Origin of the sequence: Flavobacterium agrisoli, assembly GCF_016522065.1 — a bacterium.
In the GTDB taxonomy this organism is placed as follows: Bacteria; Bacteroidota; Bacteroidia; order Flavobacteriales; family Flavobacteriaceae; genus Flavobacterium; species Flavobacterium agrisoli.
Genome location: NZ_JAEHFV010000005.1, coordinates 222,117 through 241,910 on the forward strand (window position 1 = coordinate 222,117; position 19,794 = coordinate 241,910).

Annotated in this window: 12 protein-coding genes, 2 tRNA genes and 1 pseudogene; 6 read left to right on the plus strand and 9 right to left on the minus strand. The window is 37.2% G+C overall.

Annotated elements, in window-relative coordinates; genetic code table 11:
* Window positions 1-4 precede the first annotated feature (4 nt).
* Window positions 5-77, plus strand: a tRNA-Phe gene (locus I5M07_RS12690).
* Between the two features lie 203 nt (window positions 78-280).
* Here the strand turns inward: I5M07_RS12690 and I5M07_RS12695 are convergent.
* Window positions 281-362 (minus strand) — tRNA-Leu (locus I5M07_RS12695).
* Between the two features lie 160 nt (window positions 363-522).
* On the opposite strand from I5M07_RS12695, the gene I5M07_RS12700 reads away from it, so the two are divergent.
* From I5M07_RS12700 to I5M07_RS12715, 4 genes are all read left to right on the plus strand, one after another.
* Window positions 523-1,911: a dipeptidase gene (locus I5M07_RS12700; protein ID WP_200106822.1), complete on the plus strand. Its 1,389-nt coding sequence runs from the start codon at window positions 523-525 to the stop codon at window positions 1,909-1,911.
* Window positions 1,912-2,194: 283 nt separating this feature from the next.
* The gene (locus I5M07_RS12705; RefSeq protein WP_200106823.1) at window positions 2,195-2,608 is read left to right on the plus strand and encodes a hypothetical protein; all 414 of its coding nucleotides are present in this window, start codon (window positions 2,195-2,197) and stop codon (window positions 2,606-2,608) included.
* Between the two features lie 10 nt (window positions 2,609-2,618).
* Window positions 2,619-2,990, plus strand: a complete 372-nt coding sequence (locus tag I5M07_RS12710) for a BlaI/MecI/CopY family transcriptional regulator (protein ID WP_200106824.1) — start codon at window positions 2,619-2,621, stop codon at window positions 2,988-2,990.
* On the plus strand, window positions 2,987-4,444 hold the full coding sequence (locus I5M07_RS12715) for a M56 family metallopeptidase (protein ID WP_200106825.1): 1,458 nt from the start codon (window positions 2,987-2,989) through the stop codon (window positions 4,442-4,444). The genes I5M07_RS12710 and I5M07_RS12715 overlap by 4 nt, the downstream gene beginning before the upstream one ends.
* Window positions 4,445-4,510: 66 nt before the next feature.
* Here I5M07_RS12715 and I5M07_RS12720 read toward each other — a convergent pair.
* Window positions 4,511-4,905, minus strand: a pseudogene (locus tag I5M07_RS12720) (saccharopine dehydrogenase C-terminal domain-containing protein); the annotation flags it as partial.
* Between the two features lie 91 nt (window positions 4,906-4,996).
* On the opposite strand from I5M07_RS12720, the gene I5M07_RS12725 reads away from it, so the two are divergent.
* Window positions 4,997-5,893, plus strand: a complete 897-nt coding sequence (locus I5M07_RS12725; RefSeq protein ID WP_200106826.1) for a pseudouridine synthase — start codon at window positions 4,997-4,999, stop codon at window positions 5,891-5,893.
* A gap of 41 nt (window positions 5,894-5,934) precedes the next feature.
* Here I5M07_RS12725 and I5M07_RS12730 read toward each other — a convergent pair whose 3' ends face one another.
* The 7 genes from I5M07_RS12730 to I5M07_RS12760 all read right to left on the minus strand — a co-directional run bounded on the left by I5M07_RS12730 (window position 5,935) and on the right by I5M07_RS12760 (window position 19,793).
* Window positions 5,935-6,537, minus strand: coding sequence for a DUF937 domain-containing protein (locus tag I5M07_RS12730; RefSeq protein WP_200106827.1), 603 nt, complete (start codon window positions 6,535-6,537; stop codon window positions 5,935-5,937).
* 229 nt (window positions 6,538-6,766) lie between these two features.
* Window positions 6,767-8,515: a RagB/SusD family nutrient uptake outer membrane protein gene (locus I5M07_RS12735; RefSeq protein ID WP_233622057.1), complete on the minus strand. Its 1,749-nt coding sequence runs from the start codon at window positions 8,513-8,515 to the stop codon at window positions 6,767-6,769.
* A gap of 21 nt (window positions 8,516-8,536) precedes the next feature.
* Window positions 8,537-11,719: a SusC/RagA family TonB-linked outer membrane protein gene (locus I5M07_RS12740; RefSeq protein WP_233622058.1), complete on the minus strand. Its 3,183-nt coding sequence runs from the start codon at window positions 11,717-11,719 to the stop codon at window positions 8,537-8,539.
* A gap of 40 nt (window positions 11,720-11,759) precedes the next feature.
* Window positions 11,760-13,238: a fasciclin domain-containing protein gene (locus I5M07_RS12745; protein WP_200106829.1), complete on the minus strand. Its 1,479-nt coding sequence runs from the start codon at window positions 13,236-13,238 to the stop codon at window positions 11,760-11,762.
* A 46-nt stretch (window positions 13,239-13,284) separates the two neighbouring features.
* Window positions 13,285-14,979: a fasciclin domain-containing protein gene (locus I5M07_RS12750; protein ID WP_200106830.1), complete on the minus strand. Its 1,695-nt coding sequence runs from the start codon at window positions 14,977-14,979 to the stop codon at window positions 13,285-13,287.
* A 14-nt stretch (window positions 14,980-14,993) separates the two neighbouring features.
* Window positions 14,994-16,493: a RagB/SusD family nutrient uptake outer membrane protein gene (locus I5M07_RS12755; protein WP_200106831.1), complete on the minus strand. Its 1,500-nt coding sequence runs from the start codon at window positions 16,491-16,493 to the stop codon at window positions 14,994-14,996.
* Window positions 16,494-16,511: 18 nt separating this feature from the next.
* On the minus strand, window positions 16,512-19,793 hold the full coding sequence (locus I5M07_RS12760; protein ID WP_200106832.1) for a SusC/RagA family TonB-linked outer membrane protein: 3,282 nt from the start codon (window positions 19,791-19,793) through the stop codon (window positions 16,512-16,514).
* Between the last annotated feature and the right edge of the window lies 1 nt (window position 19,794).

Here is a 19,794-nt window from a genome sequence, read left to right on the forward strand (position 1 = left end):
GCAAGGTACCTTAGCTCAGTTGGTAGAGCAATGGACTGAAAATCCATGTGTCCCTGGTTCGAACCCTGGAGGTACCACAAAAACCCACTCAAACCGAGTGGGTTTTTTGGTTTTATTATTTTCCTAAAATAAAGAAATCAGGAATCAGTTTCAAAACGGATCAGGTTTAAAAGTCACGAATTTTGCAATTGGGGATTATGCAAAAAGATTAGATAATCTATTTTTGAATAAAAAAAAATCCTTTAACCGTTTACTTAAAACGTTTAAAGGATTTCTAAAGTGCGGATAATAGGACTCGAACCTACACGCCTTGCGGCACCAGATCCTAAGTCTGGCACGTCTACCAATTTCGCCATATCCGCTTAAATGGCTTTGTCATTTTCGATCCTTCTTAAAGAAACCGAAGGAATGATTTAGCGTTTGTGGGTGCAAAGATAATCATATCTTCTAACATTCAAAGGATTTTTTTAAAAAAATAGTTTTTAGATTTTTTGTATTTTTGAAATATCTAAAAAAATGGAAATGGAAATTATAAAATCGTACATTCAACAACATAAAAACCGTTTTATTGACGAATTAATAGAATTGCTCAAAATCCCTTCGGTGAGCGCCGATGCAGCATATTCACAAGATGTAATTGATACTTCTGAAGCTGTAAAAATAAGCTTAGAAAAGGCAGGTTGTGATAAAGTAGAAATTTGTGAAACAGCAGGCTATCCTATAGTGTATGGCGAAAAAATAATCGACCCCAATTTGCCAACAGTTTTGGTTTACGGGCATTATGATGTGCAACCGCCAGACCCAATTGATCTTTGGACTTCGCCTCCTTTTGAACCCGTTATTAAAAAAACCGAAAAACATCCTGATGGTGCTATTTTTGCACGAGGTGCCTGCGATGATAAAGGACAAATGTACATGCATGTAAAAGCTTTTGAATTGATGATGCAAACCAATTCGCTTCCGTGTAATGTTAAATTTATGATTGAAGGAGAAGAAGAAGTAGGAAGTGTCAACTTAAAAACCTTTGTCGAAAACAACCAAGAAAAACTTAAAAACGATGTGATTTTGATTTCCGACACTGGAATGATTTCCAACCAACAACCTTCGATTACCACAGGTTTGCGTGGTTTGAGTTATGTAGAGGTTGAAGTTACAGGACCAAATCGTGACTTACATTCCGGATTATACGGCGGCGCTGTTGCTAATCCTATCAATATATTAGCCAAAATGATAGCCCAATTGCACGACGAAAACAACCACATTACCATTCCTGGTTTTTATGATAATGTAGAAGAGTTGTCTTTAGAAGAAAGAGCTGAGATGGCCAAAGCGCCTTTTAATTTAGAAGATTATAAAAAAGCGCTCGACTTACATGAGGTTTATGGCGAAGCAGGCTATGTAACCAACGAAAGAAATTCCATTCGCCCAACTTTGGATGTCAATGGTATTTGGGGCGGCTACACTGGCGAAGGTGCAAAAACGGTTATTGCCAGCAAAGCTTTTGCAAAAATATCGATGCGTTTAGTTCCAAATCAAGACTGGGAAGAAATTACAACACTATTCACTAATCACTTTACAAGCCTTGCTCCAGCTGGAGTTACCGTAAAAGTTACACCGCACCACGGCGGACAAGGATATGTTACACCTATCGATAGTATTGGTTATCTAGCAGCCAATAAAGCCTATACCGAAACTTTTGGAGTTCCTGCTATACCGGTACGATCTGGCGGAAGCATTCCTATTGTGGCTTTGTTTGAAAAAGAGTTAAAAAGCAAAACTATCTTAATGGGATTTGGTCTTGATAGCGATGCCATACATTCTCCAAATGAACACTTCGGAATATTTAATTTCTTAAAAGGAATCGAAACCATTCCCTTGTTCTACAAGTATTTTGTGGAGCTATCAAAGTAGTTTTTAGATCAAAGTTTACTACGATTGTTTAATTAAAATTTATAAAAGTTCGCAAAGCTTCAGCATAAAGCTTTGCGAACTTTGCGTTTATAAACGTGGTTCCTAATCTACGACCCAAAAACCTGGTTTTTCTAAATCGGGAGATGCTGCTCCGACCCCTGCCACAAAATCACGTTTCATAGCCACTTAATTATAAAATAGTTACAAAAATATTTTGATATTACTTTTTTTACTCTACATTTGTAGAATACATTCTTATTTTGTAGAATAAAAAATACTAACTATGCGTAAAATTGTATCTTTAATTCTCTTACTCCAACTTTTTGGTAGTTGTAAAATTAACCAAACTAAAAATGGTTTAAAAACAGGAAAATGGATAACCGAAGAAACATTTTTCAATACAGTTTCAAAATCCATTGGAAAATATAAAAAAGGTGAGAAAAAAGGAACCTGGAACTATTCGTACAAAGACAGAGTAACATTAACTGAAAAATATAAAAAAGACATCTGCTTTATAATCGAATACCATAATACTGGGAAAATCAGAGCTACTGGTCAGAAAAAAAAATACAAAGACAGTATAAAATCTGAATGGCTACCCACTGGAGAATGGAAGTTTTACGACTCCGAGGGTGTACCATTAGGTACAAAAATTTATGACAAAGGAATTCCGATACAAGAAACATACACCGAATAAAAAAATTAACATGCAACTATCCAACTCAGAAGAACAATTAATGGAACATCTTTGGACGCTTGAAAAAGCTTTCATGAAAGATTTATTAGAAGCATATCCCGAACCAAAGCCAGCAACAACAACCGTTGCTACTTTGCTAAAACGCATGATTGACAAAAAATTTGTGGCTTATGCTGAATATGGAAATTCAAGAGAATACTTTCCTTTAGTCAAAAAAACGGATTATTTCTCTAAACACGTCAACGGATTAATTAAAGATTTTTTTAATAATTCGGCTTCACAATTTGCATCTTTCTTTACTACCGAAACCAATTTAAGCACTTTGGAATTGGAAGAACTCAAAAAAATAATCGACAGTCAAATTCAAAAAAAGAAAAAATGATAGCTTTCTTACTTAAATCGACAATTTCATTGGGTATTTTACTAGCGGTTTATCATTTACTGCTAGAAAAAGAAAAAATACACCAATTCAATAGATTCTATTTGCTGGGCAGCCTACTCATTTCCTTAACTATTCCGTTCATCACAATTGAAATAGTTCAGGAAGTAACCACAATCGCAACCAATCAAAAGCTAACTTTTGAACAAGGAACTGCTACTGTCGTACTTGAAAATAGTTCAAATTATTATCAACTCTCAATTTTAGCGCTTTACACTGCGATTACGTTTCTGCTTTTCGTTCGGTTTATTAAAAATTTGTATACTCTTATTAAAAAATCAAAAACAAATCCCACTTTATCACTTCAAAATGCTACACTTATTCTCGTTGAAGAACCCACTTTACCTTATACGTTTTTCAACAAAATTTATATCAATAAAGAAGATTATACCGAACGCAAAATAGAACCTGAATTATTTACCCACGAACTCATTCATGTCAATCAGAAACACACTTTGGATATTTTGGTTGTTGAAGTTCTAAAAACTATTTTTTGGTTCAACCCGATATTTCGATATTATAAAAAAGCTATACAACTCAATCACGAATTCCTAGCCGATGAGAAAGTTGTGCAATCCCATAAAAATGTTCCGTTTTACCAAAACTTGTTGCTCAGCAAAGCAAGCGCGAACCCAACCTATTACTTGGCCAGTAATTTAAACTATTCTGTAACTAAAAAACGATTAATTATGATGACAATATCCACTTCTTCTAGTAAAAGTACGTTCAAAAAACTACTTTTAATTCCGCTATTATCAGGAATTGTATTTTTGCTTTGTACCAAAACTGTTGCACAAGAAAGTACAAAAACAACAAAAAAATCAGGTTTGTACAACACCTATTATAGCAATACCACTTTTAAAATAAAAGATGAAAAAGGAAAAGTTGTTGCCGAAAAAAAATACAACGAGCTAACGCCTGCAGAACAAAATGTAGCACCAAATGTCTTTGACGGATTAAAGTTCCCGCCTACCAAAGAAGAGCTAGAAAAAAAATTAGAAAAAGGCGGTCCTGAAACCGTAGAAATCGATTTGTACGATCCAAAAAATCAGAAAACTAAAAAAGAAGAAGGGGCGACTTACAACGTAACCGAGCTCACTGAAAAACCCTACTATCCAGAAGGAATTGAAGCTTTTTATAAATTTGTTGGTGAAAATTATAAAATGCCTGTCACTCCAAATGATGTAAACCTAAAAGGAAAAGTATATGTTACTTTCATGGTTGAAAAAGACGGGTCACTATCTGATTTCAAAATTTTAAGAGACATTGGTTATGGAACGGGTGACGAAGCAGTAAGAGTATTAAAACTTTGCCCAAATTGGGTTCCCGGAAAAGTGAATGGTGAAGCTGTTAAAACCATGTACAGCCTACCAATATCGATTCAGTCCAAAGTATAGTAAGTAAAAAAAATCCGCTTCTATGGCAGGAGAAGCGGATTATTAACAAACTAAAAAAATCTAAAATTATTGGGTAACTATTTTATCGGGATCGTATCCGAAATAATTTAATTTTTGTTCTCTGAACAATACACCATATTGTTCTAATTCTTTCAAAATAGGCAAGTACACTTCTTTGGTAATCGGCAATTGAACTCCTGTTGTTGAAATTTTATTATTGAGAATGAGTAAAGTTGCCATAGCTACTGTTAAACCGACCGTTTTTGCCATCGCGGTGTAAGTTTGATCGTCACCCAAACAAACCATTTTCGAATCGATTTGTTTCTTTTCGCCGTTGAGTTCGTAACCCAATTTATGGTACATCACGATCATGTCTTTATCATTGGGAGCTAATGTCCAACTTTGTTTAAATATTTTTGAAGAATTTGTATTGGTATTGTCTTTGGTAATTCCAATTTTTTTAATGTCAAGCAATTTTATTTTGATACTGAATAAATGGTATCTTTGCAACCGGAGGCGATAAGCCCTAAATGATGACGAAATTACATTTTTATGAACAACAAGGAAGGCAATAATAAAAGAGGAGGCTCGAGACCTAATAGCTCCAGACCGAGCTCTAACAAGCCCAAACCGCCCATGCCCAAGCGTGCACAAGGCCCTAAAAAAGCCAAACCAACGGGTAATCTAGCCGAAGAAGAAGCTAAAAAACCCAATCAAGCTCCTAAAAGACAAAAGGCAGCCGATGAAATGCGCTTAAACAAATACATTTCCAATTCGGGAGTATGTTCGCGTCGTGATGCCGATATTTATATTCAATCTGGAAATGTAAAAGTAAACGGCGTTCCAGTTACCGAAATGGGTTATTTGGTAAAAAGTACCGATGTGGTCAACTTTGACGGGGTAACTTTAAATCCGGAGAAAAAAGAATACATTTTATTAAACAAACCCAAAAACTTTACTACGGCTTTAGACGAAGGTCAGGAACACCGCCATGTTTTAGAGTTGGTGCGTGGTGCGACATCGGCTAAAATTGCAGCAGTGGGGCGTATGGATAAAAACACTACTGGTTTGTTGTTGTTTACTAACGACACCGATATGCTTCGTAAATTCACTATTCCGAATCAAAAATCGTCTAAAATTTACCAGGTTTCTTTAGATAAAAATTTGAAGTTTGAAGACTTGGAAAAAATAAGCAAGGGCGTCTTTTTAGACGGACATCGAATTGCGGTTGATGAAGTGAGTTATATTGAAAACGAGCCGAAAAGCGAAATTGGATTAAAATTGCGTTCGGCCAATGTAAAAGTGGTTCGCGCTATTTTTGAAAATGCCGGATACGATGTGCTGCGAATTGATCGTGTATCTTTTGCTGGCTTGACCAAAAAGAATTTACCAAGAGGCAATTGGCGCTTTTTAACCGATCAAGAAGTCATCAATTTGAAAAATATTTAAAAAAAGAAAATCCTGTTTAGAAAATGAAACAGGATTTTTTTTTAGGATACTTTTGAAGAAAATAAATTAGCAAAAATAGAAGTAGTGGCTATTTTTCGGGAATTTTGTTCTTCTATATATTCGTGGTTCGAATAACCTAGTATTATTTTGATACCGCCTGGAATGCTGTTTAAAATGCCTCTTTTTTGATTTTGAAGCAATTCGTTTAAGGCAGGTAGTTCTTGTTTTTGATTGCTTAAAAAAGAAAAAACCAATAAGGCCGCAAAATTAAAAACCTCACAAGCCGTTTCGCTTTTCACACCAATTTCATTTGAAATCATTTCGGTAATGCGTTCTTTTTTATTTTCAAAAAGTTGTGATAAAATCGAATCGCCATAGGTTTTATAACAATTGTCAACCGAAAGCAATCTCGAAGCATCAAACTCAATTTCTTTGTAAAAATCCGATTCGGCTACGTACTCCAGCGTATCCAAATACAAATCTTCTTCGTTGATTTTATTAAAAATCCCCACTAAAACGGTAGCGATTGCAGTATCAATGGTTTTAATTAACAAACCATCGTTTTCGAAATAAAACTTATTTAGCTTGGATAAGACATTAGAAGATATAAAACGTCTTAGTTCAATTTGTAGATTTGGGTTCATACGTACTGACTGTTTTGAAAATAACTTAATTTCTTTCTAAATAATCGACAAAGTGTGGTATTTAATCGATTATGTGATAAATATATACAAAAAAGATACTTAACCCAAAAAAATGTTAATTTTTTTGAAAGTTATTTTAAATAAAAAAAGCGCGAAGCAGTTATGGCAACTGCTCCACGCTCAAACAAACAAAAGTTTACTACTTATTTAATAAAAAAACTACATTCTACTATTTCCACACAAATGGCAAATACCAATTGTTTACATTCATAAGTTTGCTTCGGACTTCGCTAGCATGCGGATTGTTGTCTTTTGATAGCTTCTCGTATATTTTGTCGGCCAAAAAAGCAGGATCGTTACGGCGTAATGCTACTCGCATTAAATCTTCCCAACGATTTCCCTCATAAGCCAACTCCAAAGCCGCTTCATCAATAATGTTATTTTCAATCGAAATCAAACTATCACCCACTACTGGCAAGGCATTTAAACGGGCTCTTCCTCTTAAACCAGCTCCCCTATGCCAAGGCCCTCTGAAATAAGGATAATCTCCAGTACGGGCATCAAAATCATACGGAAATGGTTCTTTTGTTTGTTGAATATCCGCTACGCTTGATCCAGCTACATAATCAGCAGGCGTATAAGCATTATTTATACCCAAATTCAAGAGTGCATTCGCAATCTTGTGCTGCTTGTCTCTGTTTGCTGCTTCGGCATAACGCAAATGCAATTTGGCTGCACGGTACAACATCCATTCACCATCTTTATTAAACGGATCGGCCGCAGCCTCAAATTTGTAAATGTATTTTTTTATCACCGGATCATTCCCATTCATTTTATAGGTAAACTTAGGTCCACGTGCATCATAAGGGAATTTATTTTGTTGAACTTGGCTGTTCCATAAATCCATAGCTCTTTGCGAAGGTTTAGCCATATAACTGCCACCCGTTTTAGAAAAAAGATTGATAAACGGATTAGCGGGTGCAAAATTGCTGGTATAAGGCAAAGACCAAACCCACTCGGTATTCCATAATACATCGCGACTTCTGCCAAAAATAGAGCGCCACCCTTTGGTATCACTATCTACCAAAGTGGTAGCATCTTCCCAATAATCACGCAAATACCCTACTGCTAAATCATCATTAGTAACGACTTCTGCTTGCTTAACACGGTAATAATCCAATGTATTGGCTCCACCTGTTGGAGTACTTTCCATTACATTTTTATAATAGGAAGCAGCTTGTAAATAATTGCCTTTCCATAAATTTAAATCTCCCAATAAACATTCTTTGTTGATGAAAAACTTTTCGGTATTAAACCCATCCACGGTAACCAATAAACTACTACCCGAAGCATACATTTTTTTGTAGTTTAGGTTTTCGGTGAATTTAAGTAATTCGTCTAACAATTGCGGAAACGCCAATTTCGGAAACAAATTAGGATTCTTTAAATCGTCTAAATTCTCTACAGGTTTGGTGATGTACGGCACATTTCCAAAATGAATACCCAATTGCAAATATACCCAAGTACGCAAACAACCGATGTCGGCATAACGTTGGTCGTATTCGGATTGTGTAAAACGTTTTTCGGCCAACATTTGATCAAAATGCAGCAAAGCATCGTTGCAGTTTTGAATAACGATATAAAAATCTTTCGGGTTGATATACGGATTATCATCGGACACATTATGCTCCGACAATTGCTCCAAATAGGGCGTAGAATTGTACGTGGTCGACATTAAATCGGCTCTCATTTCGTTTAAGACCACATACTTTTCGGCCAAATTCATGAACTTACCATAAATTCCGATTACGGCTGCATCGGCATCGTATACGTTTTGGTACATTTGCTCTTCGATCAATTTGTCTTCGGGAGCTACATCCAAATAATCGCTACATGCGTTTAATCCAAAAGCTAAAACCATAGCACATAAAAAGGTTTTGGCTTGTTTTGGGGTTTGTTTTTTTATTGTTGTCATCATTTTCTTTTCTCTTTAATAAATCTATAATCCTAAACGCAATCCTAACTGGTAGCTAGTAAACTGAGGTGCTAAACCTATATCGGTTCCTTGTCCGAAAACGGAAGAAGTAGCACTAAATTCAGGATCATAACCTAAGTATTTGGTAAAAGTTACTAAGTTGTTAGCCGTTGCATACAATTGAATGTATTTTACGTATTTTGATTCTACTGCAAAATCATAACCTAAAACCAAAGTTTTCAAACGCAAGTACGAACCATCTTCAATCCAACGACTAGAAAATTCAGAATTCCCCATTGGATCTCCCCAAACTGCTTTTGGAATATCGGTTTGTTGTCCTTCTGCTCTCCAACGGTTTTCTACTGCTACCGATTGATTTTCGTAACCGCTCATGCTTTCCATGTGGTAACGCAAAGCATTGTAAATATCGTTACCGATTGAATAGGTAAATAAGCCTTTTAAACTGAATCTTTTATACGTTACATTGGTAGTAACACTTCCGTGTACGCCAGGATTTGGATTTCCAATCACTACGCGGTCGTTGTTATCAATTACTTTATCGCCGTTCATGTCTTTGTAACGCATATCACCACCAGTAAACGGAATCAAATCGCCATTGGTCAAACGTCTTGACAAACCTTCGGCACTTGCATCGGCCGTTGTGCTGTAAACCCCATCGGCTTTTAAACCGTAAAACAAGTTAGCATCTCTTCCTTCTGAAGTGATATAAGTAGCACCTGAAAAATTAGTCAAAATATCGCCATTTGGTAAATCTTCTACTTTGTTTTTGTATCGGCTGATGTTGAATCCGAAATCAAAAGTTACATCTGGAGTATTGAAAATACGGGAGTTGAAGCCCAAATCAAAACCGCGAGTACGCATAGCACCGCTGTTGTTTACCACATAATCAAATCCGGTAGCGCCATCAACAGTTTCGTACACAATCATGTTTTTGGTTTTGTTCGAAAACAAATCGAAAGAAATATTTACTTTTTCTCTGAATAAACCAGCATCTAAACCAATATTGTTTTTAGAAACGGTTTCCCATTTTAAGTCTGGATTTCCAATATTTCCTCTAACCAAACCTTGCATACCCAATAAATTTTGAGACACATAGTATTTTTGAGCGGTATAATTTCCGATGTCATCATTACCCGATTGTCCGAAACTTACTCGTAGTTTTAAATAATCGATATCATTGGCGTTTTTCATAAAATCTTCTGACGAAATCAACCAAGCACCCGAAATGGCACTCATTAAAGCGTATTGGTCTTTTCCTGTATCGGCATCATCACCATATCGGCTTGACCCATCGACTGCATAACTAGCTGATAAAAAGTATTTGTTACGCCAATTGTATTCGCCGTTGGCATATACGTTTAACCAATTCCATTTTCCTAAATTACCGCCAACATAACGCAATAAATTAGACCCCGCTCCTACGCTGGTAAAATCGTCGGTAGAAGAATTGTAACCCAAACCTAAATCGCTTTCGGATTTATTGTTTTGTGTTCTTAAACCGAATCGCACATTAAAATGATGGTCTTCGCTAGAATTTTTCACCCAACTAGCATACGTATCGGTATACAAGTTGTTGTAGTTTTGAACCTCACTTCCAGAACGGTTTTTACCAATTGTAGTAGGCAAATCAATATCGGCCACACCTAAATCGGGAATAAAAAATGATTCTCGTTCTTTGTTAAATGTCAATCCTAAAATCGTACTGATGTCCCAATTTTTATTAATCTCATAATTGAATTTTAAATTACCAAAAAAGCGGTAATTATTATTAGTTCCAAAACCATTATCCAAAATAGCGCGTGGGTTACTAATACCGAAATTATCTACATCGGCCAAATTAGGCGAAACTTCTCCTAATTCGTTTACATCGTTACTGTTTAAGAAAGGTGATTTTACCAAAGCCAAATACATTGGTGCTGTTTTATAAGCCAATCCTTGATCCCAAGTTTGCTGTAAATTGTTTACAAAAGACAAATTAGCATCCATACTTAATTTTTCGGTCAATTTTAAAGCCGCGTTCAAGCGAGTGCTGTAGCGTTTTGATTCCGATTTTTCGATGATTCCTTTGCTGTCTACATACCCAACCGAAAGTCCGAATTTGGCAATATCATCCCCTCCTCTTACTTTCAAGAAATAATTTTGACTAGCACTTGGCTTAAACACCTGATCTTGCCAATTGGTATTGTTATGGTATTTGTAATAATCGGGATACGCAGTATCATCGTTCATATAGGGCAAAGCAGCTATTTGAGTTGGCGATAATCCTTTTGAAGCTTCTAATTGCGACACATAGGTTCTAAAAGCAGAAGCACCCATAACTGGCAATTGTGTTGGCTCCTGATTATACGCGCCATACATCGTAAAGTCAATTTTAGTAGTCAACTCGGTAGCACGTGTGGTGGTAATATTGATTACCCCGTTGGCTCCTTTGGTTCCGTATAACGAAGAACCGTCTTTAATGATGGTTACATCTTCGATATCTTTTACATCCAAATTAGCTAAAGGCGACGTAAGGTTATTTTGTACGATTCCCGAACCGTATTCATCGTCTTCGTAAATCATTCCGTCAACAACAATCAACGGTTTGTTGGTGGCATATAAAGAGTTGAATCCTCTGATGGTTAAATAAGCTCCAGCACCCGGTGTTCCCGAATTACGAATACTGGTTAAACCGGTTGCTTTTCCTTGTAAAAAACCTCCAACCGACTCGTTAATCGGGTTGGACCATTGGTCTTTTTTGAAATTAACAATACTTGCCGCTTTGCTATTTTCGTATTGCATTTGCTCGCCGGCTGGCATATCGGCCATTAAATAATTGGTCGAATAATAGGCTTCGTTCATGTAAATTTGCAAACCTGAATTTCTGTTACGAAGTGCAAAAACTTTGGTTTGATATTCCAAACCACTAATGGTAAGAACGGCTTCGAGATTAGGAACTTCTATTTTAAAGGTACCGTTGTCCTCGGTAATGGCCGCCGAATATCCTTTTACAGAAACATTGATCCCCGAAATACCTTCGTTGGTTTTTGCGTCTTTCACAATACCTTGCACCAAAATTCCTTTTAATTTATGTACTTGCGCTTTTGCTTCTTTTTTATCTCCGGTAGCAGCAGCTTCAATAGAGTCGTTAACGGTTTGTGCATGAAGTTGCGTTGCTAACCCTCCTGCAAAGAATAAGCTTGCCAAGCAAGATAGTTTTATAGTTTTTAGCATGATTTATTGTGTATTATTTTATAACAGGCTCAAATTTTAAATAATCTAATGTCAAGGAGTTGGTACCCGCACCCGTACTGTTATTACCGATAAGCAATATCCTCTGAAGATCGCGAGCCTCCGTTAGCGTAAATTCTCCGATGTAAACTTCTTTAAAATTATTTCGTTCAACAGGCACGTAATCAAATGTTTTAATGATGCTCACATAATTGGTATTGTCAACCACACTCGTTACACGACCTATTTGCAATTGTTGTTGAAAAACAGTGCTATCAAAATCATTAATGGCTCTCCAATACACTTTATAAGTCGTACTGTAAAAATCTTTAGCGCTGTATCCTAACGTAAATTTAGCCACCGTAAGCGAACGAACGGATACATCTTTAAAGAAACCATTGTTAGGCGCTCCTAGTGTGGGGTCTTTTTTATCGCGGTACAAAATTTTATAGTTAAAATCAGGATAATTAGAGCTTCGTTTGGTGCTTTCCCCTTCAATTATGGTCGGTACTAAGCGCTTATCCAAAGCCACCTCAACTTTTTTCATGATATACAAAACACCATTACTCATTAAAACAGGTTCTCCCACAATTTGCGTTTTATCAATTTTGTAGGTAACCCCAAAACGCGACACAATTTCTTCTGGCAATTGCTCTTTGGTATACGCTTTTGGCAACGCCATATCTCGTAGCGTGAAATAACTGGCATAGGTTGCCGTAGAATCTGCCGTGGTTTTGGTTAAATACTTTTTCATTACATCTACTTCGGCGTTATATCCTTCGTCTTCCATCATGAAAAAAGTGTACTCGTTTTTCTCGTTGTTTAGGTTGTATACATTTTTTAAATAGGAATTGGAAAGCGAATCTGCATACATACCGGCTTCGGCGGTTTCTTTGGCCTCGGCATCTTCTGGGTAAATGCTAAAATCATTTAAACTAACCAAAAAGGCACTCATGGCCGAAGTTTCTTTTTTAGAATTGATGAATTCCCAAATGTTTAATTTTGGCCCTAAGGCTTTGTTCACCACGTGAAAAATTCCGTTAGCGGCGTAATGATCCGATGATACAATTTGTGCATCGCCAATGGTATTGGTTCCTGTAAAATTCAAATACTTTTCGCTTAACATTTGCAAACGATCTATTTCGTTTTTACGCACCGAAGGATAGGCACTCAACGTAATATGATTGGCTACAAATTGCTTTAATGTTTCGGGATTGTTTATAATGGCAGCATCAACCAATTGCATTGCTTCGTTAGTGGGAGCAAAAACAGTATAGGATTTAGAGGCTTCCAAAATTTTATCATAACCCGATTGGATTAACAATTGCGAAAAGGTTGTGGTTTCGGGAGTAGCGGCAATAGCCTCATTGAGGTTTTCATTTAAATTAGGATCGTTACTGCCTTCGCGATCATCCCACGGACTCGAACACGATACCCAACTAATGGCTACCAAGGCTACTAGGATTTTTTTATATGTTGATTTTAGTATGGTCATTTTAATACTTTAGATTATAGTTAATTATTTCGCTTGGCCTTTTTATTTATGGTATAGGTGCAAATCCAGAAGTACCTGCATTTAACTTTGGATAAATTTGATCCATATCGATTGGTCTAAACTCTACCACATCCAACCAAGTTTGATTACTAAAAGAGGCTTGACTTTGGAATGAAATAGTATGTCTACCAGTGGTTTCTACATCAATCACTCCTAGTAATCTGCAATTAAAACGATTCGTAAATGGCTGTGTATAACGCTTATACCCTTGAGACTCTAACACTCTTTCATCTACTTTAGAATCAACATTTCCATATTCTTGTACATTAAATTGGCGAGATAATTCTTTACCATTAAAAAACATTTTAACTAAACCTGTTTTACTGGCATTGGTTCTATAAGAAACCCAAACTTTGTATTTTCCTTTAATGATTACTGGTGTTTTAAAGGCTATATTTTGTACCGTCCCATCTCTAAAACGGTAAATTTCTACCACATCCCCATTCCAACCGTAACCTACCGTTCCACCTCGGGCTGGATCTTTATAGTAGGTAATTACCCCTGTACCGTCCCATGTAATATCGGTAAAATCCGTTTTGCCCAAATCTTGTCTTCCACCAGTAGTAGTTCTAAAAATAGAGGTTAATTTTCTGAATTCAGGTTGATCACATAAATCAAAATAAACGGGCGCTGGCAAACGCTTTTTAATAGCAAAGTTCTTTTTCACTAAATGCAGTACACCGTTAGAAGCGGTAACATCGCTATTTGGTCTGTCTACTACAATTCCTTTTTCTAACACACCATTAAAGACTTCTTCATTCAATAATAAAGTATCTTTACTAAGCTTGCTACTAATAATTTCAAGTGGTGCTTTGGTTTCTAAGGCCGGTGTTACAGCCATATCGGCCATATATTGCAAACGGGTCATCACGCGGTAACTTACAAACAAATTCAAACTATCCGCTGGATTCATCGGGTCTTTTAAATGGCTGTAACGCGCTTTTAAATCGTCTAAAGTTTTAAAACCCGCTTCTTCAAAAACAGCATTTGTTTGGGCTAAAACCGATTGGTAATTTTCTAGATTGGTAGCCTCTTCTCCTACTAAAGGATGGTTCAATTTTTCATACCAACCAGTTGCTTTTAACGCTTCGGTAAATAAGGATAACGAAGGATTCTCTTCGATGCTTTGGGCCAAGGTTTTATCGGCAACACGTAAAACATGGTCTATTACGTGGATAATTCCGTTACCTAACTCCACATTTGGTTGCACTATATTAGCATCTTTGTTAACCGTAATACTCGAAGTTCCGTTTTTATTGGTTGCTCCGGTAATTAAAAACTGACCGTATAAACTAGGTGTAGCAATTTTTCCATCGGTAAAATCGGTGGTGTTTATTTTTTGATCTAAAATATGCAACTTGGCCATATTTTGTAAATCGGCCAACGGCACGTCTTTTACCGAACTAGCTCCTACATTTTGCAAATAGGCTTTTACCGCCTCATTGTTAGGCACAAAAAGCGTGTACGTTCCGTAGGTATTCATAAACGAAGCATAGTTGGTCACATTCAATATTTCTAAAAACATCGAATAGTCGTCGTTCTCCTTTAAATATTCGGTGATATTTAACGTTTCATCTGTGGTTTCGGTCAATTTGTCTTGCGCACAATTTTGAAAGGCAAATAGAACAACCAACAGTAAAGTAAGTCTCCATAATCTTGGTAATGTAATAACTCTTTTCATGACTTAATTTTTTATTATTTATAAAACGGATTTTGAACTAATGCTTTGTTAGAATACAGTTCGTAAGTATTGATTGGCAAATAGTGGCTATTTGGATCTTTTAACTTATTTACAATAGACTGTTGTTGGTCGGGTGGTGCATTGACCATAGCCATGTCTATCAAAATTTGCAAACGCTCGTAATTGTTTTTTCGGGCGTTGCGCAATACATCGTACCAACGTTTTCCTTCGTAAGCAAATTCGCGGGCACGTTCTTCTAAAATATAATCGATTATATCAAACTTATTGGTCACATCTACCGTTTTGGCCGTAAACTCGATGGCGTTACGAGAGGCACGAATTTCATCGATAATAGCAACCGCTTCTTCCCCTTGACCCAATTCGGCCAAAGCTTCGGCTTTCATTAACAATACATCGGCATAACGGTATACAAACCAATGTGTATCGGCTGACTCTAATTCTTTTCGAACATCGTTATTCAAACCAACGTATTTGTAAATTTGATTGGTTCCTGGCACTAATGAAGCACGTTCTCCTCTAATATCTTTGTTTTCGGCATCGCCATAATCAATTCCGAAAACATCTTCTAACACTGTAGCCGATGCAATAAATTCGGGTCTTTGCAAGAACATCGTGTAAAATGGCCCTTTGTTTTGAACGGTATATTGAAACTCAAAAATACTTTCGGTTGAATTTCCTACTGCAAAAACCCTGTTGAACCAAGTGTTGTTTGAAGCTTGTATCAAACTGTATTTACCCGAATTGACTACTTTATCGGCAGCAGTTAAGGCTTCTTGATAATTGCCTGTCCACAAATACACATCGGTTAAAATGGCGTTGATGGCATCTTTGGTAATTCTTCCGTTGTTCGAGGCTTGGTCGCCATAGGTTTCTACTCCGTATTCTTCAGCTTGTTTTAAATCTTTAATCACTTGCTCAAAGATTTCGGCTTGTGTATTTTTTGGTAATTGAAAATTGTCCTGATCGCTCAACGACGCATTTAATTTTAAAGGCACATCTCTAAAAGTTCTTGCCAAAGTAAAATACAAATATCCTCTAACGGCAAGCGCTTCCGACAAATACTTGTTTAATTGTTCTTGGGTAAGCGTAGGATCTTCGTTAATTACATCGGGCGCCAAATCTATTACCGTATTACAATAGTTGATGGTTCGGTAAAAAGCGGCCCAACTGGTCAATGAATTAGAAGCCAAAATATTGGTATTCATAATATCTCTTTCGTCTTCGGTTACGTTAGTTCCGGGCGAAACCATATCGCCACGCAATTCGCCGTACATGAACAAGTATTTCGACAAAGGCAAATCGCCCACTCCAGGAGGTGAATTTAACATTGATGAATAAATTCCAATCACGGCAGCACGAACATCCTCTTTTGTTTTCCAGAATTCCTCACGAATAATTCCGTCTTGCGGACGCAAATCCAGGTAATCGTCGCAAGAGCTAGCGGTAATGCTCATCACAATCAAGGCTAGTAGTATTTTTATTTTAGTTTGCATATCTAAGTGTATTTTGTATTAAAAACGAACCGAAACTCCAAAAGTAATGCGTCGGGTTGGTGGGGTCATCGAGTAATCAATGGCAATGGCAAATGGATCGCCTCCTTTCATGTTTACCTCAGGATCTTGTCCTTTGTATTTTGTTAAAGTGAAAATATTATCTCCGATTAAAGTAAAGTTCAAATCTTCTAATCTCAATTTTTTCAAGAACTCTTTAGCCACAAAATAAGTAAACGAAACCGAACGCAAACGCAAGAACGAAGCATCTTCTACATAACGATCAGAACCCAACCAGTTGTAACCTGCTCCGTAAACCGCTCTTGGCATATCGGTTACATCGCCTGGATTTCTCCATCTTGATAAAACCGCTGTACTTTGATTGTTCCAGCCATACATATTGGTGGTGTTCATGTCGGTACCGTTTACAATGTCGTAATTCATACGATAGGTAAAAAACAAGGTCATTTTATAACGGTTGTTGTAGCTTACTGTTGGCCCAAAACCTCCGGTAATTTTTGGACTACTATTCCCTAAATACACCACGTCGCGGCTGTCAATATTTCCGTCGTGGTTGATGTCTTCGTAAATAGCATCTCCCGGTTGAAACACATAATCGGTATTTGGATAATTAAATCGCATAAATACTTCTTGCCCATTTGGTCCTACGATTACATTTCCGTTTACATCGCGCGCTTTGGTTGCTTCTAAATCAGAATACACGCCTTTGAAACGGTATCCATAAAACGACCCAAACGGATTGTTAACTTGAAGGAATCTTTTGTACTCTCCGTTACGGTCGGTGTTTCCGCTTTCGCTAGGATAATATTCGGATATTTCTTTAATCATGTTCTGGTTTCCAGAAATATTGAAGTTAAAATCCACTTTCCATTTTCCTGATTTATATGGCGTAGTGTACAATCCGATTTCCCAACCTTGGTTTTGCATACTACCCGCATTTTGGTCTATTTGATTGTAACCGGTTGTGGTTGGAATGTCAAGATCTTCAAAAATCATGTTTTTAGTGGTGTTTCTGTAAAAATCAACATCCAACATCACGCGTTTGTCAAACATTTGCAAGTTGAAACCCAAGTTGGTTCCTACTAAGGTTTCCCAACGGAAATTACTCAGCTCAATATTAGCCGGAAAAATACCGTTCAAGTCTAAATAAGTCGTACTAAAATTGGTATACCTGTTAAAGAAGAGGTAATCATAACGAGGCGCTCTACCCGATTGCCCGTAACTCATACGCACACTTAAATCGTCTACAAATTTTACATCTCTCATAAACGATTCGCCCGAAACCCTCCAACGAGTTGATACCGAAGGAAACAAACCATAGCGGTTTTCAGGTCCGAATTTTGAGTTTCCATCACCACGTAAACCTACGTTTACAATATAACGATCTAACAAACTGTACTGCGCACTCAATAAAGCGCCCACACTACGTGCTTGTGTATTAGAGGTGTACAGGTCCCCATTTTGCGTTCGGGAAGGAACCGAAGGATCGGTTAACTCTGGCGAAGCCGAATTTGAGGTCATAGCACCGTGTCGTGTATATCTAAAATCATTTGTTTGCAACGATAAAATAGTTTGCAACGAATGTTTTTCGCCCAAATTTGGAGTATAAACAAAATTGGTTTTAGTCAATATATTAGATGTATCGGTATCCACATCAGAAGCAAGGTTTACAACGGTTTCGGTAAACGGTCTTCCGGTAGCTGTTTGCGGTAAAAACGATTTCGATTTGGTACTGTTAAAATCAAATTGCAAATCAAAAGTCGAAATAAAGCGATTCGGTACAATATCCACTTTTACATTAAAGTGCGGCACGATACGATCTTGCACTTGGTTATTAGTGGCAAATTCAGCCATCGCTACCGGGTTGTAACTATCCGGGTATAAACCTTGAATATTTTGAGCCGGCGTAAAATAATTGGGTGTTAAATTCCCCATTTCATCGTATTCAAAAATACTCATGTTGGGCATTTTGCTGTACGCTACACTTCGCATACGGTCTTTATCTTTTGCGTTAAAGTTGTTTACGTAATTTCTGTCGGTATCGGTATGGGTATAAGCGATATCGGTTTTAAATCGAATACGATCCGAAACCACATAATCCAAGTTCAAACGGGCATTCATCCTTTCTAATCCGGTTCCTTTGGTAACTCCTTTTGAGTTGTAATATCCTACCGAACTAAAATAACGTGCTTTTTGACCTCCCCCTTGAATAGACAAGTTGTGATCGCCTGTTGTTCCGGTTTGGGTGATGGCACCAATCCAATCGGTATTTTGTCCGTAGTTTTTATAGTTGTAAACATCCAACGGATCGTACTGAAATTCTTTTACTGTATACGTATTCAACGGCACACCGTTACGATTCATGTATTCTTCTGGAATTAATTGCGAATATTGATCACCGCTTAACATAGGGATGGTTTTTGGCAATTTAGAATAAGAACCTCTAAAGGTATAGGTAATTTTTGGCGCTCCTACCGAACCACGTTTGGTGGTAATTAACAACACCCCGCTGGCAGCACGAGAACCCCAAACGGCAGTTGCGGCCGCGTCTTTTAAAACCGTAATACTCTCAATATCGGTAGGCGCAATGTTTAACAAAGCCGAATAACTTTGCTCATCGGCAGTACCAAAGTTAAAATCTTCGGGAACCGAGGTTTCGTATGGCATTCCATCCACTACAATTAATGGATCTGAAGAACCGGTAATAGAAGAGGTACCACGAATACGAATTTGCATTCCCGCACCTGGATCTCCGCTGGTAGCCGAAATATCAACACCAGGCATACGCCCTTGTAAGGCCTCATCAATAGTTGGTGCTTGGGTGTATTGTAAATCGGCAGCGTTTATTGTTACCGCACTAGTGGTACGGTCACGATCGGCAATTTTCATCAAACCGTTATCCGACATTTTTTCGTTTTTTACAACTACTTCGGTAAGCGACTCGATGGAGGAAACCAAACTTACTTTGATGGTGGTTTTGCCGTTAATCGATATACTTTTGGATTTGTATCCGATGGTCGAAATATATAATTTGTTGTTGGTGTTTTTTACCTGAATGGCAAAATTTCCATCAATATCGGTTACTACCCCAGATACGGTTCTGTTATCAGAGTCTTGCTCTACCACCGTGGCTCCTGGAATACTTAAATTATCACTTGCATCAACTACTTGACCACGAATCAAGGTTGTTTTATTACTCTGCTGAGCCAGAGTTGGTAAAGCCGCCAGAATAATGAAGGCAAAAGTAAAACCGTATACTATACTTGTAATTTGTTGTCTCATT

Bases quoted from the DNA above. Each gene is read 5' to 3' on its own strand.
- I5M07_RS12700 (WP_200106822.1), top strand. From the start codon at position 523: ATGGAAATTATAAAATCGTACATTCAACAACATAAAAACCGTTTTATT.
- I5M07_RS12705 (WP_200106823.1), top strand. From the start codon at position 2,195: ATGCGTAAAATTGTATCTTTAATTCTCTTACTCCAACTTTTTGGTAGT.
- I5M07_RS12710 (WP_200106824.1), top strand. From the start codon at position 2,619: ATGCAACTATCCAACTCAGAAGAACAATTAATGGAACATCTTTGGACG.
- I5M07_RS12715 (WP_200106825.1), top strand. From the start codon at position 2,987: ATGATAGCTTTCTTACTTAAATCGACAATTTCATTGGGTATTTTACTA.
- I5M07_RS12725 (WP_200106826.1), top strand. From the start codon at position 4,997: ATGAACAACAAGGAAGGCAATAATAAAAGAGGAGGCTCGAGACCTAAT.
- I5M07_RS12730 (WP_200106827.1), bottom strand. From the start codon at position 6,537: ATGAACCCAAATCTACAAATTGAACTAAGACGTTTTATATCTTCTAAT.
- I5M07_RS12735 (WP_233622057.1), bottom strand. From the start codon at position 8,515: ATGATGACAACAATAAAAAAACAAACCCCAAAACAAGCCAAAACCTTT.
- I5M07_RS12745 (WP_200106829.1), bottom strand. From the start codon at position 13,238: ATGACCATACTAAAATCAACATATAAAAAAATCCTAGTAGCCTTGGTA.
- I5M07_RS12750 (WP_200106830.1), bottom strand. From the start codon at position 14,979: ATGAAAAGAGTTATTACATTACCAAGATTATGGAGACTTACTTTACTG.
- I5M07_RS12755 (WP_200106831.1), bottom strand. From the start codon at position 16,493: ATGCAAACTAAAATAAAAATACTACTAGCCTTGATTGTGATGAGCATT.
- I5M07_RS12760 (WP_200106832.1), bottom strand. From the start codon at position 19,793: ATGAGACAACAAATTACAAGTATAGTATACGGTTTTACTTTTGCCTTC.